Below are 19,557 nucleotides of genomic sequence, written 5' to 3' on the forward strand. Positions count from 1 at the left end.
CAGCGATCACCACTCGCTCACCGGTGGTGACCGAAGCGGCCGGCGGCGGCGCCCGACGTGCGGCGCCGCCGCTGGACCCGCGACTGCTGAGGTACTCCCGGACCACGCGTCACTATGTGGTGGTGACGGCGTTGTTCGCCACGGTCACCGTGGTTGCGGTGATCGTCACCGCGGCGATGACCGCGTCGATCCTGTCCGAGCTGATCACCGATCCGGGCCGTCGCAGCCTCGGTGCCCAGGCCTGGCATCTGGGGATTCTGGTGGCGGCCCTCGCCATCCGCGTCGGCGCCTCTTATGCCCACGACCGGTATGCACACCGATCGTCGGCGCAGGCGATCGCCGAACTGCGGGGTCGGGCGCTCGAGGGTCTCACCGACCCCGACCAGACGTCGCCGCGAGAGTTGTTGCGGCGCCGCGACCATGCCACCACCACGCTGCTGCGCGGACTGGACGCGCTCGGCCCGTACCTGTCCGGGTACGTGCCGGCGCTGATCGTCACGGTGCTGGTGACGCCGACCGTCGTGACGGTGATCGCGCTGACCGACTGGCTGTCGGCGGTGATCATCCTGATCACCCTCCCGCTCATCCCGCTGTTCATGGTGCTGATCGGGGTGATGACCCGCGATCGCACCGAACGCAAGCTGGCCACGATGAGCCGGCTCACCGGCCAACTCCTCGACCTGGTCGCCGGTCTGCCCACCCTGCGTGCGCTCAACCGGGCCCGCGCCCCGGCGGTCCAGGTGGCCGAACTCGGACGCGCACATCAGCGTTCGACGATGTCGGCGCTGCGGGTGGCATTCCTGTCCGGCGGTGTGCTCGAACTGCTGTCGACCCTGTGCGTGGCACTGGTCGCAGTGGGTATCGGCCTGCGTCTGGTGGGTGGCGAGATGAGTCTGTACGCAGGCATTCTCGCGTTGATCCTGGCCCCGGAGGCCTACCAGCCGTTGCGTGAGGTGGGTGCGCAGTTCCACAACTCCGCCGACGGTGTCGCCGCATCCCGCGAGGTGCTCGACCTCATCGAGTCGGGCGACGACGATGCGCCACACGCCCGCAATCGCACGTGCACCGTTGCCGGACAACCGATCCGGTTGCTCGATGTCGGCGTGCACGGCCGGGACGGATGGGCGCCGCACGAGTTGTCGGCGACGGCGAATCCGGGTGCGCTGACGGTCTTCACCGGACCGAACGGTTCCGGCAAGTCCACCGCGATCGCCGCGATCCTCGGTCTGCTCGCCCCCGAGGAGGGGTCTGTGCTCGTCGGTCCGATCTCGGTGGCCGAACTCGAGCCCGGCGCCTACCACGAACAGATCGCCTGGCTCCCACAGCATCCGGTGGTGGTCCCCGGGACCGTCGCCGACAACCTCGCCCTGTTCGGCGCCCTTGACCCGGAGGGTCTGCGACGGGCCTGTGCCACCACCGGATTCGACGAGGTGCTCGCCGCCCTGCCCGACGGCCCCGACACCGTGCTCGGTGCCGGGGGAGTGGGGCTGTCGGCCGGTCAGCGACAACGCCTGGCGCTGGCCCGCGTGCTGGCCGCACCCGCACCGCTGCTGCTGCTCGACGAACCGACCGCCCACCTCGACGCGGCCGCCGAACGCACCGTGCTCGAGGCCCTCGCCGCCCGTGCCCGCGCCGGTGACACCGTCATCGTCGTCGCCCACCGCGACGTCGCGCGCGGCCTCGCCGACGAGGTGATCGAGTTCCCGGAGGTCGTCCATGTGGGCTGAACTGCGTTCCGACCCGTTGATCCGCGCACTGGGGTTGCTGGGCCTGCGGGCCCGGGCGATCGTGCTGCCGCTGATCCTGGGCGTGGCCGGGGCGCTGTCGGCGCTGGGGCTGGCCGCGTTGTCGGCCTGGCTGATCACCCGTGCCTGGCAGATGCCGCCGGTGCTGTACCTGTCGATCGCCATCACCGCGGTTCGGGCACTGGGCATCTCGCGCGGCCTGTTCCGTTATCTCGAACGCCTCGCCACCCACGATCTGGCGCTCGGCGCGATGGCCACCGCCCGCGAGCGTGTCTATCTGGCGCTGGCGTCGGGTTCACCCGCGTACTCGGTGACCCTGCGCCGCGGCGAACTGCTGACCCGCACCGGCGACGACATCGACGAGATCGGCAATGCACTGATCCGCGCGATGATCCCGATCGGGGTGGGACTGACCACCTCCGCGTCGGCGGTCGCGATCATGGCCCTCGTATCCGATTGGGCCGCAGTGGTGCTGGCCGTGGCCCTGATCGTGTCCGGGGTGATCGCGCCCTGGCTGGCGGCCCGCGGATCGGCCCGCACACTGGCCGACGGTGCGCAGGCCGTGCACCGGTCCGCCGACGCCACCACCACCGCGCTGTGGCATGCGTCCGAACTCGTCGTGGCCCGTCGCCGCGAGAGCGTGCTCGACGCCGCCCGCCGTGCCGATGCCGACGCGATCGTGGCCACCGACCGTGGCCGTCGGATCGAGGCCGCGGCGCGAGCCGCCACCCCGCTGTCGCTGGGTGTCTCCCTGCTGGCGGCCTGCCTGATCGGAATCGGTCTGGCCGGGCAGGTCACCGGATCGCTGGCCGACGTGTCCTCGGTGACCGGAGCGCTCACCCCGATGCTGCTCGGTGTGCTGATCCTGCTCCCGCTCTCGTCCTTCGAGTCGACGGCACCGCTCACCGAGGCCGGTATCCAACTCGAACGCAGCCGCCAGGCGGCGGCCCGGGTGATGACACTGGTCGACGGCGCCGCCGGCCACGGGCGGGCACATCCGGGCGAGCCGGACGACATCGAGCAGATCGACGACGTCGCCGTACATCCCGGACCGGTCGCCCTCGACCTGCGGGGTATGCGCTGGGGGTGGTCGACCGAGCAGACCCTCGGCCCCGCCGACGGTCTCACCCGCACCCTGCCGCCCGGTTCCCGGCTGGCCGTCGTCGGTCCCAGCGGGGTGGGGAAATCGACGCTGCTGCTCACCCTGTCCGGGCTGCTCACCCCGTGCGCGGGCACGGTGACCGCCGCCGCGACCGGCGCGCAGAACGGAGATCGGGTCGAACTCCGTTCGGCCGCCTGCTATTTCGCCGAGGAGGCGCATATCTTCTCGACGTCGGTGCGGGAGAACCTGCGCGTCGCCCGCGGCGACGTCACCGACGCCGAGATCGATGCCGCGCTCACCGAGGTCGGCCTCGACGGCTGGGTGGCGCGGCTGCCCGAGGGGCTCGACACCGATCTCACCGGCGGGGCGGAGGCCCTCAGCGGCGGGCAGCGTCGGCGAGTGTTGCTGGCGCGCGCCCTGATCCATCGCGCACCGGTGGTCCTGCTCGACGAACCGACCGAGCATCTCGACACCGCCGACGCGCAGCGTCTGCTGGACCGCCTGCTCGACCCGACGGACGCGCTGTTCGGGCCCGACCGGACGGTCATCGTGGTCACCCACCAGCTGCCCGACGGCGCGGCCGCCGACGTCATCCGGCTGGAGCCGGCCGTCCTCGGATGAGCCGTGCGGGCCGCTTCGCGAAAACCCGTTGCCGCGCCCCGAAGATCGGGCGTAACTTCGGGAGTACACGAGGAAGGAGGTGGTCCGAGTTGAGTTACTCAGGGACATGTGAGGTGACCATCCGCTGACGCGGAGTGCCATCTGATATCCGCTCAGGAGGTCTCTGCACCGCGAATACCAGGTGGTCACCCGGCCCCCGCACCCGACCCGTCCGGTCGACACGCCCGATGCCTCGGGCGGTGCGGGGGCCGTTTCACGTTTTGCGGGTAGCGCACTACTCGTGTCCGGCCCGCCCGTGCGCGGTGCACTGGAACAGCCGGCGGCACCAAACCGATCCGGCGTCCGGAACGAGGAGTACTGCGATGACCGTGATCACCACCGAGATCGGCGCACCTCGACGCGTCGCCGACCGCTTTCTCACCCCGGGCGACCCGGAGTGGACCGACGACGGCGCCGCCACCTGGCTGACCGGGCACGCCGGCGGACTGACCTACACCTGCACCCCGGGGCGCGCCGACTCGCGCCTGACCCTGCACAACCGCGGGTGCGGTGACCTGGCCGTACTGTCCCTGCCGGGATTCACCGGCACCACCGGCACACGGTTCACCCATCTTCCGAGCGGGTCGTCGGCGGCGTTGCCCGACAGCGAGTTCCACATCCTGCAAGGGGAACGGCTGGATGGCCGACCGGTGCTGGTCGGCCAAATCGTCGACGACCCGGTCCGCGCCGACGAGGACCCCATCGTGCTCGTGCACCCGCCTCGGCCGGAGGCGGTCGACTGGTCGCAGATGCCCGGGGCCGACGAGTTCTGGACCCCCGGCACCGCCCCGCGGCCGGGGCGCGACGATCACCGCCTGTGCCTGGCCGATGTGGGTGTGCACTACACCGACGTCGGGGGGATGGTGGTGGTCCACAACGACGGCTGCGCCCGCGTCGCGGTGCTGATGACCGGTATCGGCGGAGCCTTCGATCTGGTCGTCGCCCGACCGGGAGAGCGCATCCCGATCCCACCCGGTCCGGGCCTGCACTATGTGCAGGCGGCTCGTCACCGCCGCCGGCCGGTCGTCGTCGACGTGCTGCAGGTATTCGCCTGACCTGCTGCTTCACAGCGAGCCTGTGAGAACGCTGAAACGTCCTGAGCGCCGGGACCTCGTGTGAGGCAAGGCTCTCTTTACTGTCATCGCGCTGTCCGAATTGACCGATGGGAGTGGGATTCGATGAAGCGAACCAGACGAGCGGGCCTGGTGGCCGCAGTGCTGGCGGTGGTGCTGGCGGGAACCGTCGCCTGCAGCGGCGGGTCGGACGAGGGCGGCGGGACAGGCGACGGTGACGGCTCGCTGACGCTGTACTCGGGCCGGTCGGAGTCCCTGGTGGGTCCGCTCGTCGAGGGTGTCGACGTCGGCGTGACCGTCACCCCCGCCTACGACAAGAAGGCCGCACAGATCCTCGAGGAGGGGGAGCACTCCCCGGCCGACCTGTTCTTCGCGCAGGACGCAGGCGAACTGGGCGCCCTCGCGATGGCCGGGCTGCTCGAACCGCTGCCGGCCGACATCGTCGACCGGGTTCCGGCGACCTACCGGTCGGAGTCGGATGGCTGGGCGGCCACGTCGGCACGGTCACGCGTGCTGCTCTACAACCCGTCGAAGGTGCCGGCCGCCGACCTGCCCGCCGGGATCGACGGTCTGCTCGATCCGCGCTTCCGCGGCCAGGTGGGCTATGCGCCGACCAACCCGTCGTTCAAGTCCTTCGTCACCGGACTGCGCCTGATCCGCGGTGACGACGCCGCACGCGACTGGCTGACCCGCTTCATGGCCAACGAGCCCAAGGCATTCGACGGCAACGGGCCGCTGGTCAAGGCGGTCGACGACGGGACCGTCGCGACCGGACTGACCAACCACTACTACTGGGTGCAGGAGGTGGAGGAGAAGGGGATCGACGCGGTGGCCTCGCGCCTGCACTTCTTCGCCGACGGCGACCCCGGAGCGCTGGTCAACGTCGCAGGCATCGCGGTGCTCAAGAGCTCGCCGAACAAGCAGAAGGCCTTCGACTTCGTCCGGGCGATGTTCACCGCCGACAACCAGAAGTACTTCACCACCGAGGTCGGCGAGTATGCGATCACCGGTGACATCCCGATCCCGGTGGCCGGCATCCCGCCGCTGCTCGCCGATCTGCATCCGCCGACCGTCGATCTCGACGACCTCGCCGATGTCGCGGGGACCGAACGGATGCTCACCGAGGTGGGTGCGGTCTGAGGTACTCGGTCTCGTCGGGGTCGCGTGCCGACCGGGGCATCCGAGTCCTCGCGGGCGTCACCGGTATCGCCGTGGCGATGCTGGTGACGCTCGTCGTGGTGTACCTGGTGATCCGCGCGGGCGGTGCCGGAGGTGACACCGTGCGAGCCGCGGTGTTCCGGACGCGGACCCTCGATCTGGTCACCAACACGGCCCGGCTGGCGCTCACCGTGACGGTGCTGTCGGTGCTGATCGGGGTGGGCCTGGCGGTGGGGGTGAGCCGCGGTGTCTCCCGGGGCCGACCGATCTGGGTCACGATGCCGGCCGCCCCGCTCGCGATCCCCTCCTATATCGCCGGATTCGCCTGGGGCCGGCTGATTCCCGGGTTCGAGAGATTCGGTGCCGCCGTGCTGATCCTCACCATGACTTGTTATCCGCTGGTCATGCTCCCGGCCGTTGCGGCGCTGTCGGGGACGGGGCGTTCGGCCGAGGATGTGGCCCGCACCCTCGGCTGCACACCGTGGTGGCCTTCCTGCGCACCACCGGGCCCGGGATCGCCCCGGCGGTCCTCGGTGGGGCACTGCTGGTGGCGCTGCATGCGATCAGCGACTTCGGTGGACCGGTGATCGTCCGATACGACGCGTTCACCGTTGGGGATCCACAACGCGTACAACGGTTCCGTCGACCGGTCGCCGGCCGCGGTGTAAGCCTGCCTGCTGGTGACGATGCCGTCCTGGAGGTGCGCCGCCCCCTGCATTTCGTCGCCGACGACCGGCCGGGTGGGCCGGTCTAGCCGACGTGGCGGCGCAATTTGGCCGACAGCCGCGGGATGAGGTCGCCGTCGGAGTCGACGCGTTCCTCGACATAGGCCAGGTCGCCGTCTTCGACAAGACCGTAGAGACGTTTGGCGCCGCCGGTCCGGAAGCCGGATTCGGACTTGATCACGACGTCGGTGGCCAGTTCCCACGCGGTCTGGTTGAGCGGTGTCCCGTAGAACAGCTCCACCGAACCCTCGGCGTGTGCCAGTAGCAGCTCGATGGTGTCGTCCTCACCGATCCGCCAGTACCCGGTCTCGCGCAGGTCGGGGCGCACATAGTTGGCGTCCTCGTCGATCACCCACGACCGCGACTCCCAGTTCAGGAAGTTCTGGCCGTCGTGGCTGACCACGATCTGCTGGGCGAAGTGATAGTCCTCGCCGGACTCGGGATCGTTGGCCTCGCCCTCACCGCGCCACACACCGACCATCGGCAGCAGGGCGAGCAGACCCGGATGCAGGTCGGCGCCCAGACGCAGGTTGGCGGTGTCCGGGGGGAGCGGGATGTCGTCCCAGGTCGGCAGATTGCGTTCGCGGCTGCCGGACTCGACGGCGCGTGCCTCGGCCTGACCGATCGCCTCGTCACCCGACCGCCGGGACGCCGGGGTGGCGTCGTCCGGGTCGGGTCGGGGCCCTTCGGAGGGAAGGGTCACGACTCGTCGGTGACCAGGCGGTAGAGGACGTAGAGCGCGAACCAGATGATCAGGACCGACGCCAGTGCGAGCAGAACCTCGAAGAAGATGACCACGTCGGACAGTTTACCGCTCCGGCTCGTGGCCGCTCACCACGGCCACCCGTTTGGCGCCGGCGGTGACCACGACTGTGATGCACGACGCCGTGAACGTCACAGGGCCCCGATCACCGGGATGGTGATCGGGGCCCTGTGGGACCTTCGGTGATGCCTTACTTGGCGACGGTGATGTCGCGGGTGTGCACGCCCGGGCCCTCGGGGCTCACGGTGGTGTCACCGTTGCCGACCGAGCTGAGCGCACGCAGCGTCCAGGTGCCGGGGGCGGCGAAGAAGCGGAAATCACCCGTCGGGCTGGCGACGACCTCGGCGGTGAACTCACCGGTCGAGTCGAGCAGCCGGACGAAGGCACCGGCAACGGGGCTGCCGGCCGAGTCGGTGACCTGTCCGGTCAGGACGGTCTCCTTCTCGACGTCGACGCCTGCGGGCAGGTTCTGCCCCTGCTTGGGTGCTGCACACATGATTACTTACCTTCTCCCAGTTCGACCGGAACGCCGACGAGTGAGCCGTACTCGGTCCAGCTGCCGTCGTAGTTCTTGACATTCTTGTGGCCCAGCAGCTCCTGCAGCACGAACCAGGTGTGGCTCGAGCGCTCACCGATGCGGCAGTAGGCGATGGTCTCCTTCGCCCCGTCCAGACCGGCTTCCTTGTAGAGCTCGGCGAGCTCGTCGTCGGAGCGGAAGGTGCCGTCCTCGTTGGCGGCCTTGCTCCACGGCACGCTGATCGCGGTCGGGATGTGGCCGGCGCGCTGGCTCTGCTCCTGCGGGAGGTGGGCCGGGGCGAGGATCTTGCCGGAGAACTCGTCGGGCGACCGGACGTCGACCAGGTTCTTCACGCCGATGGCGTCGACGACCTCGTCGCGGAACGCGCGGATGGTGTTGTCCGGGTCGGCGGCCTTGTACTCGGTGGCCGGGCGGGCGACCGACTCGGTCGACAGCGGGCGGCCGTCGAGCTCCCACTTCTTGCGGCCGCCGTCGAGCAGCTTCACGTCGTCGTGGCCGTACAGCTTGAAGTACCAGTAGGCGTAGGCCGCGAACCAGTTGTTGTTGCCGCCGTAGAGGACGACGGTGTCGTCGTTGGCGATGCCGCGCTCGGAGAGCAGCTTGGAGAACTGCTCGCGGTCGACGAAGTCACGACGAACCGGATCCTGCAGATCGGTCTTCCAGTCGATCTTCACGGCGCCCTCGATGTGGCCGCCGTCGTAGGCGCTGGTGTCCTCGTCGACCTCGACGAGAACGACCTTGTCGGTGTGCAGGTTCTGCTCAGCCCAATCAGCGCTGACCAGGACGTCGGAACGTGCCATGGGTTTTCCTCCCGGAATGGGTTTTCAAGGGGTGGGAACGAGAGATGAGGATCTCGGCGTCAGGAGCCGAGGACCTCGGCGGAAGATGACGGATGACGTTCGCTCGGGGCACAGGAGGCCTGTGAGGGTGCGCTGGCGCCGGCCGGCATCTATCGGTGAACGCGCCGGCAGGAATGCGCCACGATCACCGTCTAGCGACAACAACAGTCGGCGACACGACAGAAGTCGATCGCCCGGCGGCGGGTGAGCAAGAACTCACGGCGCAGTTGCATGGAGGCCAGCCTACAGCAGCGATCGCGGTGGCTCGACGTGTGGGCCCGCCTTTCGCGCGCGGCGGGCCGATCAGGGTGTGACGGTGGCCGTCGAGGGGGCGGCGAACCGGTCGACCTGCAGGTCACGGGCATCGGCGTGGGCCTCGAGCACCACATCGCTACCCGCACTGTGGGCGCCGGTGGCGGGCAGATCCCACGGCATCGGCAGCCGCGGGAGGGTTGCGGTGAAGCGGTCGAGGACCGCCTGGCGCAGCGGCGCGTCGAGATCGGGGACGTCGAGATGCTCCTCCGGGCCGCGGTAGAAGTCGACGGCCTGCAGATGGAGCCGGCCGTCGACCACCGACAGGTCCACGCTGACGCTGACCCGCACGGTGGGGCCGGCATAGCCCGACGCCGACGGCGAGTTCTGCGGGGTGGGCCGGCCGTCGGCTGCCGGGGCCGACCCCGGCGGGAGTGCCACCGTCCCGGCCAGGACCACACCCGAGGTCCGCTCGAGGTTGCCGAACTGCGGCCCACCGCCACCGACCCGGTCGGCGGCGGCCGGGGTGTTGACGGTCAGATCCAGGATTCCGAGGAAGCGGCCCAGGTTCACCGAGTTCAGCAACGAGTACGCCTGCACCGATGAGGTGCGGATCACCGATCCGGGGCCGATGTCGAAACCGTCACCGACCGAGAACGGGCCGAGGGTGACGCCCAGCTCCGCGAAACAGCCCGGCACATCACCGCCGGTGTGGGTGCAGCCCGGGGCGGGCACGCCCCGGGCGGTGATGGTGGCGCCGGTGAACTCGCCGTCACGGGCATGGGTGAGGAACGGGAAACCGCCGAGGGTGACCTCGGGGTGATAGGGCAGACCGGCGGAACCGGGCAGGTCAGACGCGGCGAGCGATTCGGACAGTCGGTGTTCGGCGCGAGAGGCGGCGACGGTGTCGGCGACCAGTCCGCCCGCACACACCGCCACCACGACGGCCACTGCGACGAGAACGGCGCGGCGCAGTCGTGGTGGGGTCGGCGGCGGGGCAGTGGCATCGGCGGCGGGGCCGTGCGGCTCCGCCTTGTTAACAGCGTGTCCCGGCATTGCGGTTATTCTGTCATCTATCGCGCACACGTTGGTAAGGCGGCGTAAACATCCGCCGAGTGGGTGCGAGCTGATCGTTCGCCTCAGCGTCGAGGCCGGTCGGACGGGGTGGATAACCGAAGCGGAGCGTAGAAGATCGGAGTGATTCGTGGATCTCCTGCTGTTGACCGCAGACCCCAATCCGGAATCGGTGTTGCCGTCGTTGTCGCTGTTGGCACACACGGTGCGGGTCGCACCGACCGAGGTGTCGTCGCTGATGGAGGCCGGTAACGCCGACGTCGCGATCGTCGACGCGAGGTCCGATCTCGCCGCTGCACGCGGGCTGTGTCGCCTGCTGGGCAGTACAGGATCGGCGGTTCCGGTGGCTGCGGTGTTGACCGAGGGTGGCCTGGTGGCGGTGAACGCCGACTGGGGTCTCGACGAGTTCTTGCTGCCCGGAACGGGACCGGCCGAACTCGATGCACGTCTACGACTGTTGGTGGTGCGGACCCGCGGGGTCAGCACCGAGGAGATGTCGGGCAAGGTCACCCTGGGTGAGCTGGTCATCGACGAGGGCACCTACACGGCGCGGCTGCGTGGCCGTCCGCTCGACCTCACCTACAAGGAGTTCGAACTCCTGAAGTACCTGGCGCAGAACGCAGGTCGGGTGTTCACCCGCGCGCAGTTGCTGCAGGAGGTCTGGGGATACGACTTCTTCGGCGGTACCCGTACCGTCGACGTGCACGTCCGGCGTCTGCGCGCCAAACTCGGCGCCGACCACGAGTCGTTGATCGGTACCGTGCGCAACGTGGGCTACAAGGCCGTGCGACCCGCCTCGCGGGGCGGTCGGGCCGACGCCGGTGACACCGCTGCCGACGATGCGCCCGAGGATGCCGGTCTGTCCGACGACGAGTCCTTCGACGAGGAGTTCAGTGCCCACTGACGCGCCGGTGGTGCTCGACGCACTCACCGCAGACCAGAGGGCGTGGGTCCACCGCGTCGTCGACGCCGCCACCGCCGCCGACGGCGTCGCACCCCTGTCCGAGCAGTCGGTGCACGCCGTCGACGCCCCGCCGGGCACGGTGCGGCACGTGGTGTCCTCGGCCGGATACGCCAACGTCACGCCCGGTCGTGACGGCGAGCCGCCGATGATCGAGGCGGTCGTCGATCCCGCGGCACGCCGCGCCGGTCACGGTCGTGCGCTGCTGACCGCGGCATTCGCCGTCGCCGGGGAACTCGGTGACGGTCCACGGGCGTGGGCGCACGGCGACCTTCCCGGAGCGGTCGCGCTGGCCGCCTCCCTGGGGTTGGGTAAGCGTCGAGAACTGTTGCAGCTGAGGCGAACCGGCGGTTCGGCCGGGCTCGGCCCGATCGTCGTCGCCGACGACGTGGTGCTGCGCGTGTATGCCGGTCCGGCCGACGACGCGGAGATCCTGCGGGTCAACAACGCCGCATTCGACTGGCATCCGGAACAGGGTGGCTGGGACCTCGGGCAGATCACCGAGCGGACGGCCGCCGACTGGTTCGATCCCGCCGGGTTGTTCCTGGCGTTCGATGCCGCCGACCCGGACACCCTGCTCGGCTTCCACTGGACCAAGCGTCAGGGCCCCGGGCTCGGTGAGGTCTACATCGTCGGCGTCGATCCGGCGGCGCAGGGCCGCGGGCTCGGACGGCTGCTGACCCTGGCGGGTCTGCACTACTTCGCCGAACGCGGTGTGGACGAGGTCCTGCTCTACGTCGAGGGGGACAACACCGCCGCACTACACACCTACGAGCGACTCGGGTTCACCCGGTACGCCGTCGACGTCGCCTATGGCTGATCCGGGGGTCGCACCGGCGGGGCAGCGTTCGGGCCTGCGTGCGGTGGTCGGTTGGGCGGCGACCCTCGTGGGGGTCGCCGGGGTCTGCGTCGGGATTCTCGCGGTGGCCGCCCACTATGCGTCGTGGGTCTCCACCACGGCGAGCCGGGTGGCCGCGTTCACCCCGGTGCTGATCGTCGTCGGCGCGGTGGGGACGGTGATCCTGCTGGTGGCCCGGCGCTGGGTGCTCGGGATCGTCGGGGTGCTGGTGCTGGCGGTCGGGATCGTCACCCAGGCACCGCTCTACATCGGCGAGAGTTCGCCTGCCGACGGCGATCTCGTCGTCATGCAGGCCAATGTCTACCTCGGTCGCGCCGACACCGCCGCACTCGCCGACACGGTTCGCGAGAACCGGGTGGACGTGCTCACCGTGGTGGAGCTGACCCCGGCGGCGCTCGAACGGATTCAGGCGTCCGAACTCGTTGCCACCCTGCCGTATTCGTTCACCTCGCCCGGGCCCGACGGTCGCGGGGTGGGGGTGTTCGCGCGGTATCCGATCACCGACGGCGAACTGCTCGAAGGGTATCGGCTCGGCAACATCCGGGCCGAGATCGAGCTCCCCGGACACGGCACCCACGCACTGTATGCGTTGCACCCGCTGCCGCCGTGGCCGGAGGAGGCATGGCGCTGGTATGCCGAACTCGACCGTCTCAGTGAGCGATTGACCGCCGAACGGCTGCCGCTGATCATCGGTGCGGACATGAACTCGACGTGGGATCACAGCCGCTACCGCGACCTGCTCGACGTCACCTCCGACACCCCGGGGCTGATCGATGCCGCCGAGCGGGTCGGAGCGGGATTCGCGCCCACCTACCCGGCCAATTCGACGCTGCCGCCGCTGATCGCGATCGATCACATCCTCACCCGTGGCGGACCGCAGCCGACGTCGTTCCGGACCGTGGCGCTGCCCGGATCGGATCACCGTGGTGTGATCGCGACGGTGCGCCCGGCCTGATCCGGGAACGGCGGTCGCTCAGCGCAACCGGGGGATCAGCAGTTCGGCGACATGTCGTGCCTCCGACGCCAACGGCCACCCCGACAGCAACCAGATGTCCACCCCGGCCTGTTCGGCGACGGCGTTCATCGTGGCCGCGACGTTCTCGGCGCTGCCGACGAAATAGGTCCCGGTGCCCTTGCCCGCGATGTCGAAGGGCGGCTCGGCCGCCGTCCACGTGGTGAGCCCGGCGGCCATGTTGGGACCGAAGCGCAGCGAGTCGATGTCCGGGATGCGGCCGGCGCGCAGGGCGTCGATCCGGGCCTGCACCTGTGGGTCGTCGGCGACGAGTTCGTCGAGGCCGGGGAAACCGAAGCTGCGGAGATTGCGGTCGGCGGTGGCCAGGACGGTGTCCGGGGAGGTGGCCGCGAGCTGCTCGGCGAACCGATCCCAGGCCTGTTCCTCGGTCTCACGGACGATCACGCTGGCCAGGGCGCCGAACCGCACGGTCCGGCCCCGTTCGGCGGTGGCCGCACGGACCCGTGAGAACAATCCGGCGAGCTGGTCGGGGGTGGACAGGAACGCCAGGTAGGCGTCGAGGACCTCGGCGGCGTGCTCGATGCCCTCCGGGGACGCCCCGGTGCCCCAGACCTCGATCCCGCCCGGCTGCCGGGGGCCCGGTATCGCGGGCTTGTAGCGCGGGCCGTAGGAGAGGTACTCGCCGTCGTAGGCGTCGGTCTCGTCGGCGTAGAGCCGCTTCACCTGCCGCCAGTACTCCGCCGACAGCCGATACCGTTGCTCCTTGGAGGTGAACTGGCCGTAACGGGCGAGGACCGGATCGGCACCGTTGACCTGGTTGTAGATGAGGCGTCCACCCGAATAGTGGTCGAAGACCTGCGCCTGCTCGGCGAGCAGTGCGGGCGGGGTGACACCGGGGTAGACCGGGATCAGGAACCGCAGATCCCGGGTGCCGGGAACGAGCGCGATGGGTTCGCGGGCGGTGGTCAGCGCTCCGTCGAAGCCGAGGGAGTCGAGGTTGCGTGCCTGCTCGACGAGCGTCGACAACGAGGGCGTCACGCGGTGCCCGGGTTCCCAGGGGACCTCTCCGTCGGCGGGATTGATGTACCAGAAGACCTCAGGAGCCATACCTACGCAGGTTAGCCTATCCTTTTAGAGTGTTCGAATCAGACATTTCCGCCCCGTTCCCGATCTCCGACTATCTGGCGCGGATCGGACTGGATCGCCCCGAACGCGTGGGGCCCGATGAGGTGCAGCGCATCGCCACCGCCCATCACGCGGTCTTTCCGTTCGAGAATCTCGATGTGCACCTGGGGATTCCGTACGAGGTCGACCCCGAGCGGATCGTCTCCCGGCTGCTGTACGGCCGGCGTGGTGGCTGCTGTTATGACCTCAACGGGCTGTTGCTGCTGGCCCTGCAGGCCCTGGGGGTGGACGTCGCGGCGATCGGCGCCCGGGTCGACGCCGGTGACCGGCTCGGTCCGCCCCTGGGGCATATGGCGCTGATCGTGTTCGGCCACCGGTCGCCGTTGCTGGTCGACGTCGGCTTCGGCGGTGAGATGGTCTGGCGTCCCATCGATCTCACATCCGAGACCGATCTCCGGGTCGACGTCGGCTCGGCCGCCTATGTGCTGGAGGATCGCTGTCGGGACCTCGTCGAGTTCGAGGCGATGGCCTGGTGGCACAGCACCTCTCCGCGATCACGGTTCACCCGGTCGCTGATCTGCACCCTCGTCGTCGACGGTGTGCGCTGGACACTCGGTGACGCCGACGATCCGGGCGTCTACCGGCTGGTGGTCACCGATGCCGCCGGACGACGCACCTCCGAACTCGACCTCGCCGGCGCGCGGGATGTGCTGTCCCGGGTGATCGGGCTCGACATCGACGGAATACCGCTGACTGCAGCCCGATTCGAAGGGATCACCCTTGTTCCGGCCGCCACGGGGTAGGGAAGGGCAGTCCCACGTAGACCTCGCCGAGGGCCTGCTGTTCGGCGTCGGAGGACGCCCAGCGGCGCAGCCGTGCACGACGCAGGCCCTCGTCGAACGGGTCGTCGGTGAAGCGGTGCAGGATCGAGGTGAGGGTCCAGGAGAAGTTCTGGGCCGCCCAGATCCGCGGCAGTGCGGTGTCGGTGTAGGACTCCAGCCACGAGCGGTCGCCGCTGCGGTAGAACTGCCCCAGGGCGTGGGACAGGACACAGGCATCCGACACCGCGAGGTTCAAACCCTTTGCGCCGGTGGGCGGGACGATGTGGGCGGCGTCGCCGAGCAGGAACAGTGACCCGGTCTGCATCCGTTCGGTGACCACGCTGCGCAGCGGGGCCAGGCTCCGGTCGAAGATCTCGCCGGTCTCCAGTTCCGGGTGGTCGTCGGAGGCGCTGCGGTGCTTGAGCTCGGCCCAGATCCGGTCGTCGGACCAGTCGGCGAGGTCGGTGTCGGCCGGAACCTGCAGGTACTGCCGGGTGATGTGCTCGCCGCGCATGCTGTGCACCGACAGCCCGTCGGGGTGGGCGCAGTACATGCCCTCCTCGGTGACCGGGGTGGTGTGGGCGAGGATGCCGAGCCAGGCGAACGGATACACCCGCTCCAGGGTGCGGACGTCGGCAGGCAGCAGGGTGCGCGAGATCCCGTGGAACCCGTCACAACCCGCGACGACGTCGGCGACGATGTGCTCCCGGCGTCCGTCGACGGTGTAGGACACCTCCGGGGTCGCCGTGTCGATGCCGTCGATCGTGACGTCGGATGCCTCGAACACCAGCGGCAGGCCCGCGGCCTTGCGGGCGTCGATCAGGTCGGCGACGATCTGCGCCTGGCCGTAGACATAGGCATGCCGCCCGTCGAACCGATGGAAGTCGAGGTGATGGGTGGTCCGGTCGAATCGGAGATAGAAACCGTTGTGTACCAGTGCTTCCCGGTGCAGCCTGTCGGCCACGCCGAGGTCGGTGAGGACGTCGACGGTGGAGTTCTCGATCACCCCGGCGCGCACGCGGGCCCGCACGTACTCCTCCGAGCGTGCCTCGATCACCACGGCGTCGATGCCCTGGCGGGCGAGCATGTGGGCGAGGGTCAGGCCGGCCGGCCCCGCTCCGATGATCGCGACCTGGCAGCGGGTCATTCGCCGGTACCTCCTGTGGGATCGTTGGCGGTCGGTTCCGGGCGTGCCCCGGACAGCCGAAGCAGATGGTCGGGAACCCGGGACAGGGCCCGCGAGATGGTCTCGGCGGCAAGGTGTTCGGTATGGAAGGCGGCGGCGAGGCACATCCGCCCGCCGACCAGGGCCGAGGTGACGGTCAACCCCGACCGGTGTGGCGGATCGGCGACGGCGAGCACCTGGGCGCGGTCGTCGTCGAGCCAGCGCCACCGGCCCGCACGCGGCACGTACCCGACGCTGGAGTGCAACAGGTCGGTGGTACCGGTCGCCGGGGCCGGCGCGGCCTCGGCGAGGTGGGCCGGCGAGGTACCCGCCCGCAGTGTCTTGACGGTGGTGATCAGGAGGTTCGCCACCGGTCGCCCGATCTCCGCCGCGGTACGCAATGCGTTCTGGAAATCCGCCGGGTCACTGCCCGCGGGAACCGGGAAAGCCAGTCCCGCAGAGAAATTGGCGAGGGTGTCCCAGGACTTCGGCAGATACACCCGGGCGTCGAAGGGGGCGGTCACGGTGGGGGCGAGGTGTACGCCCGCCTCGGTGAGCGCATCGACGAGAGCGACGGTGGTCAGGGTGTAGAGGCTCACGCCCGGCATGGTCGTGTCGCGCGCCGCGCGGACCGCGGTGAGGGTGTCGGCGTCGATCCCCACGCCCGCACCCCGGGGCCGCAGCGAGGCCAGGACCGGACCGGGCATCGCGCCGGACTCCGAGGCCGGCTCACCCGCCTGCGGCAGGTCGGGCTGCTTGCGGAGCAGCCGGGCCAGGGCGATCAGCCGGCGCGGATCGGCGCCGACCCGCGCCGCGGCCAGGGCCAGCGGTGGGACCCGATGCCGAAAACGTTGCCAGGAACCGGGATCGGCGGGATCGGTGACACCCATCATGACGTCGAACAGGGTGTGCAGCATTCCGGCGTCGCCGAGTCCGTGATCGAAGTCGACGGCGACGTGGTCACCGCCGAATGCCACCCGCAGCGGCTCGGTGCCGTCGGTGCGGACCGCGTCGAGCAGACGTAGCGGATCGTCTCCGGGGTCGTCGGCCTCGGTCACCACGATGAGATCTGCATCACGGTCGTGTTCCCAGATCCGCCGGTCGGCGCGGGGATGCAGTCCGACCCTGGTGTGCGGTCCGGCGGCGGCCATGGCACACAACCGATCACGTGCCTGCTCGACGGTCGGTACGTCGACCGGGCCGAGGACGAAGGCCGAGCGCAACCGACTGTGATGCCGGTCGACGGCGGTGCTGCGCACGTGCTCTGGTGCGGTTTGTCCGCTCTGTTGTCTCGCCATGATGCTCCCGGCGAGTTTAGCAAGCCTTACCTAATCGCATGTCGCGAGGTCGGTTCCCCGATCGTCAACCCCCAATTCATCTCTGGTTAACCCGGGGTAGAGAGGTCGGCCATCGCGTCGACCTAGCGTCAATTCGGTCGTTGCGGACAGCATTGTGCTGTCCCGACTCGAATGAACTGAAAGGGCGACACACGCGTGAACATCAACCGGAAGGGTGCTCTGTCGGCCGCGGCCGCAGTTGCGGCTGTCTCGCTGATCGCTGCATGTGGCGACAGCGGCGGCGACAGCGGCGGGACCATCAGCGGTGAGGGCTCGACCGCACAGCAGAAGGCCATGCAGCACTTCGCCGATGTCCTGACCAACAACGGCAATATCGTCCTCGACTACACCGGCAGCGGCTCCGGTGACGGAGTCAAGAAGTTCATCGCCGGCGACGTCGACTTCGCGGGTTCGGACTCGCCGCTGTCCGACGAGGAGGCCGTCAAGGCCAAGGAGCGCTGCTCGGGCAACGACGCCTGGCACATCCCGCTGGTCGCCGGACCGGTCGCGATCGCCTACAACGTGCCGGGTGTCTCGGACCTGAATCTCAACCCGACCGTTCTGGCCGGGATCTTCGACTCGAAGATCACCAAGTGGAACGCCCCGGAGATCGCCGCCCTCAACCCGGGCAAGACCCTGCCGGACCTGGCCATCGTCCCGGTCCACCGCAGCGACTCGTCGGGCACCACCGACAACTTCCAGAAGTTCCTGACCGCGTCGGCCCCCCAGGCATGGACCAAGGGGGCGGGCAAGGAGTTCAAGGGAACCGGCGGTTCGGCTGCCTCCAAGTCGACCGGTGTCGGCGACACGGTGAAGAAGACCTCCGGCGCGGTCACCTACGTCGAGTGGGGCTTCGCCGCTGAGAACGACCTCGGTGTCGCGGCGATCGACTTCGGTGCCGGACCGGTCAAGCTGACCTCCGAGTCGGCCGGCGCGGCGCTCGACGCCGTGAAGTTCACCAACCCGGGTAGCAAGAACCTCGTGGTCGACACCCCGGCGCTGTTCGCGTCGAAGACCCCGGGTGCCTACCCGCTGCTGCTGACGACCTACGAGATCGTCTGCTCGACCGGATACAGTGACAGCGCCATCAGTACCACGCTGAAGGATGCGTTCACCACGATCCTCAACCAGGGGCAGGACGGCCTGGCGGACCTCGGATACGTCCCGCTGCCGACCGCCTACAAGAACACCCTGCAGGGCACCGTCGACGCTCTGACCGGGTCCTGATGTGTGACGTCCCGCCGGTGGCCGGCGACCCCTACGGGTCGCCGGCCACCGGCGTGGACGGACCACGGCGACGATCGTCACCTGCGGACAAGATGAACGGGCGCATCTGATGACCAAGGCACAACCAACAGAGGAACACATGACCACGCTGGACAAGGGTGGGGTGACCCAAGGTGGGGATCCCACACAGAGCCCGCCTCCGCCTGACGACAACCAAGCCACCCTGAATCGAAGCGTGCACCACCGAGTCGGTGACCAGGTGTTCCGGACCCTCGCGGTCGGCTCGGGATTCGTGGTCTCCCTCGTGATCTTCCTGATCGCGGTGTTCCTGCTCGCGCAGGCGATCCCGTCGCTGGCCAAGAACTCCGAGAACTTCTTCACCTACACCGGTCCCTGGGAGACCAGCGGCGACAGCCTCAAGTTCGGTATCCCGCAGCTGTTCTACGCCACGGTCGTCGTCTCGGTGATCGCCCTGCTGCTGGCCATGCCGGTGGCCCTGGGAATCTCGATCTTCCTCACCGAGTACGCACCGAAGCGTCTCGTCGGACCGATCTCCTACACCGTCGACCTGCTGGCCGCGGTGCCCTCGATCGTCTACGGCCTCTGGGGCATCCTCGTGCTCGGCCCCGCCCTGGTGCCGCTGAACAACTGGCTGGTCGGCAACGTCGGCTGGCTGCCGTTCTTCCAGGAACCGTCGCAGGTGGCCAACATGTCCACCGGCGGCACGCTGCTCACCGGCGGCATCGTCCTGGCCGTCATGATCCTGCCGATCATCACCGCCGTCACCCGTGAGGTGTTCACCCAGACCCCGGTCGGCCACCGCGAGGCGGCCCTGGCGCTCGGTGCCACCAAGTTCGAGGTCGTCAAGATCGCGGTGCTGCCCTTCGGCTTCTCCGGCTACATCTCCGGTGCGATGCTCGGCCTCGGCCGCGCGCTCGGTGAGACCATGGCCCTGCTGCTGATCATCTCCACGGTGGGCCCGATGAACTTCAACCTGATGGAGAGCGGCGAGACCTTCGCCACGAAGATCGCCAACAACGCCGCCGAGTTCGACTCGCCGGCCAAGACCGGTGCCTACATCTCGGCCGGCCTCACCCTCTTCGTCCTGACCTTCATCGTCAACGCCGCGGCACGCGCGGTGGTCGCCGGAAGGAAGTAGC

General features: G+C 69.3%; 18 protein-coding genes. 11 read left to right on the plus strand and 7 right to left on the minus strand.

The window, feature by feature from the left end; all coding sequences use genetic code 11:
- Window positions 1–26 precede the first annotated feature (26 nt).
- The 5 genes from cydD (at window position 27) to Q9K23_RS18180 (ending at window position 6,325) form a co-directional block, all read left to right on the plus strand.
- Window positions 27–1,727, plus strand: coding sequence for a thiol reductant ABC exporter subunit CydD (gene cydD / locus Q9K23_RS18160; RefSeq protein WP_305950225.1), 1,701 nt, complete (start codon window positions 27–29; stop codon window positions 1,725–1,727).
- Window positions 1,717–3,468, plus strand: a complete 1,752-nt coding sequence (cydC, locus tag Q9K23_RS18165) for a thiol reductant ABC exporter subunit CydC (protein ID WP_305950226.1) — start codon at window positions 1,717–1,719, stop codon at window positions 3,466–3,468. Before cydD ends, cydC begins: the two co-directional genes overlap by 11 nt.
- Before the next feature lie 362 nt (window positions 3,469–3,830).
- A complete protein-coding gene (locus Q9K23_RS18170; RefSeq protein WP_187343574.1) occupies window positions 3,831–4,562 on the plus strand; it encodes a hypothetical protein in 732 nt (243 codons plus the stop codon).
- Window positions 4,563–4,685: 123 nt separating this feature from the next.
- Entirely contained in the window at window positions 4,686–5,720 is a 1,035-nt protein-coding gene (locus Q9K23_RS18175; protein ID WP_053778260.1) for an extracellular solute-binding protein, read from the plus strand.
- A gap of 71 nt (window positions 5,721–5,791) precedes the next feature.
- Window positions 5,792–6,325, plus strand: coding sequence for a hypothetical protein (locus tag Q9K23_RS18180; RefSeq protein WP_053778261.1), 534 nt, complete (start codon window positions 5,792–5,794; stop codon window positions 6,323–6,325).
- A 163-nt stretch (window positions 6,326–6,488) separates the two neighbouring features.
- Here Q9K23_RS18180 and Q9K23_RS18185 read toward each other — a convergent pair whose 3' ends face one another.
- From Q9K23_RS18185 to Q9K23_RS18200, 4 genes are all read right to left on the minus strand, one after another.
- Entirely contained in the window at window positions 6,489–7,166 is a 678-nt protein-coding gene (locus tag Q9K23_RS18185; RefSeq protein WP_020792208.1) for an FABP family protein, read from the minus strand.
- 250 nt (window positions 7,167–7,416) lie between these two features.
- Entirely contained in the window at window positions 7,417–7,722 is a 306-nt protein-coding gene (locus Q9K23_RS18190; protein WP_020792210.1) for a DUF1416 domain-containing protein, read from the minus strand.
- 2 nt (window positions 7,723–7,724) lie between these two features.
- Entirely contained in the window at window positions 7,725–8,564 is an 840-nt protein-coding gene (locus Q9K23_RS18195) for a sulfurtransferase (RefSeq protein WP_020792211.1), read from the minus strand.
- Window positions 8,565–8,906: 342 nt separating this feature from the next.
- A complete protein-coding gene (locus tag Q9K23_RS18200) occupies window positions 8,907–9,911 on the minus strand; it encodes a DUF2993 domain-containing protein (protein WP_305950227.1) in 1,005 nt (334 codons plus the stop codon).
- Window positions 9,912–10,059: 148 nt separating this feature from the next.
- On the opposite strand from Q9K23_RS18200, the gene Q9K23_RS18205 reads away from it, so the two are divergent.
- The 3 genes from Q9K23_RS18205 to Q9K23_RS18215 are packed head-to-tail and all read left to right on the plus strand — an operon-like array spanning window position 10,060 to window position 12,704.
- Window positions 10,060–10,833, plus strand: a complete 774-nt coding sequence (locus Q9K23_RS18205; RefSeq protein WP_020791925.1) for a response regulator transcription factor — start codon at window positions 10,060–10,062, stop codon at window positions 10,831–10,833.
- Window positions 10,823–11,710, plus strand: coding sequence for a mycothiol synthase (gene mshD, locus Q9K23_RS18210; protein ID WP_053778263.1), 888 nt, complete (start codon window positions 10,823–10,825; stop codon window positions 11,708–11,710). The genes Q9K23_RS18205 and mshD overlap by 11 nt, the downstream gene beginning before the upstream one ends.
- The gene (locus Q9K23_RS18215) at window positions 11,703–12,704 is read left to right on the plus strand and encodes an endonuclease/exonuclease/phosphatase family protein (protein ID WP_053778264.1); all 1,002 of its coding nucleotides are present in this window, start codon (window positions 11,703–11,705) and stop codon (window positions 12,702–12,704) included. The genes mshD and Q9K23_RS18215 overlap by 8 nt, the downstream gene beginning before the upstream one ends.
- An 18-nt stretch (window positions 12,705–12,722) precedes the next feature.
- On the opposite strand, the gene Q9K23_RS18220 is transcribed toward Q9K23_RS18215, so the two are convergent.
- Window positions 12,723–13,829, minus strand: coding sequence for an LLM class flavin-dependent oxidoreductase (locus Q9K23_RS18220; RefSeq protein ID WP_053778265.1), 1,107 nt, complete (start codon window positions 13,827–13,829; stop codon window positions 12,723–12,725).
- A 29-nt stretch (window positions 13,830–13,858) separates the two neighbouring features.
- On the opposite strand from Q9K23_RS18220, the gene Q9K23_RS18225 reads away from it, so the two are divergent.
- Window positions 13,859–14,650: an arylamine N-acetyltransferase gene (locus tag Q9K23_RS18225; protein WP_020791798.1), complete on the plus strand. Its 792-nt coding sequence runs from the start codon at window positions 13,859–13,861 to the stop codon at window positions 14,648–14,650.
- Here Q9K23_RS18225 and Q9K23_RS18230 read toward each other — a convergent pair.
- Entirely contained in the window at window positions 14,622–15,815 is a 1,194-nt protein-coding gene (locus Q9K23_RS18230; protein ID WP_020791800.1) for a 4-hydroxybenzoate 3-monooxygenase, read from the minus strand. The genes Q9K23_RS18225 and Q9K23_RS18230 overlap by 29 nt on opposite strands.
- Window positions 15,812–17,131, minus strand: coding sequence for a hypothetical protein (locus Q9K23_RS18235; protein ID WP_187343575.1), 1,320 nt, complete (start codon window positions 17,129–17,131; stop codon window positions 15,812–15,814). The genes Q9K23_RS18230 and Q9K23_RS18235 overlap by 4 nt, the downstream gene beginning before the upstream one ends.
- Before the next feature lie 195 nt (window positions 17,132–17,326).
- On the opposite strand from Q9K23_RS18235, the gene pstS reads away from it, so the two are divergent.
- Both pstS and pstC read left to right on the plus strand, forming a co-directional pair.
- Entirely contained in the window at window positions 17,327–18,397 is a 1,071-nt protein-coding gene (pstS, locus tag Q9K23_RS18240; protein WP_020792743.1) for a phosphate ABC transporter substrate-binding protein PstS, read from the plus strand.
- Between the two features lie 139 nt (window positions 18,398–18,536).
- Window positions 18,537–19,556, plus strand: coding sequence for a phosphate ABC transporter permease subunit PstC (gene pstC, locus Q9K23_RS18245; protein ID WP_053778275.1), 1,020 nt, complete (start codon window positions 18,537–18,539; stop codon window positions 19,554–19,556).
- Window position 19,557: the final 1 nt, after the last annotated feature.

Source organism: Gordonia sp. NB41Y, from assembly GCF_030718915.1.
GTDB classification, from domain to species: domain Bacteria; phylum Actinomycetota; class Actinomycetes; order Mycobacteriales; family Mycobacteriaceae; genus Gordonia; species Gordonia desulfuricans.

Coding starts and splice junctions, on each gene's coding strand:
- cydC (WP_305950226.1), top strand. CDS start 1,717: ATGTGGGCTGAACTGCGTTCCGACCCGTTGATCCGCGCACTGGGGTTG.
- Q9K23_RS18170 (WP_187343574.1), top strand. CDS start 3,831: ATGACCGTGATCACCACCGAGATCGGCGCACCTCGACGCGTCGCCGAC.
- Q9K23_RS18175 (WP_053778260.1), top strand. CDS start 4,686: ATGAAGCGAACCAGACGAGCGGGCCTGGTGGCCGCAGTGCTGGCGGTG.
- Q9K23_RS18190 (WP_020792210.1), bottom strand. CDS start 7,722: ATGTGTGCAGCACCCAAGCAGGGGCAGAACCTGCCCGCAGGCGTCGAC.
- Q9K23_RS18195 (WP_020792211.1), bottom strand. CDS start 8,564: ATGGCACGTTCCGACGTCCTGGTCAGCGCTGATTGGGCTGAGCAGAAC.
- Q9K23_RS18200 (WP_305950227.1), bottom strand. CDS start 9,911: ATGCCGGGACACGCTGTTAACAAGGCGGAGCCGCACGGCCCCGCCGCC.
- Q9K23_RS18215 (WP_053778264.1), top strand. CDS start 11,703: ATGGCTGATCCGGGGGTCGCACCGGCGGGGCAGCGTTCGGGCCTGCGT.
- Q9K23_RS18220 (WP_053778265.1), bottom strand. CDS start 13,829: ATGGCTCCTGAGGTCTTCTGGTACATCAATCCCGCCGACGGAGAGGTC.
- Q9K23_RS18230 (WP_020791800.1), bottom strand. CDS start 15,815: ATGACCCGCTGCCAGGTCGCGATCATCGGAGCGGGGCCGGCCGGCCTG.
- Q9K23_RS18235 (WP_187343575.1), bottom strand. CDS start 17,131: ATGGCGAGACAACAGAGCGGACAAACCGCACCAGAGCACGTGCGCAGC.
- pstC (WP_053778275.1), top strand. CDS start 18,537: ATGACCACGCTGGACAAGGGTGGGGTGACCCAAGGTGGGGATCCCACA.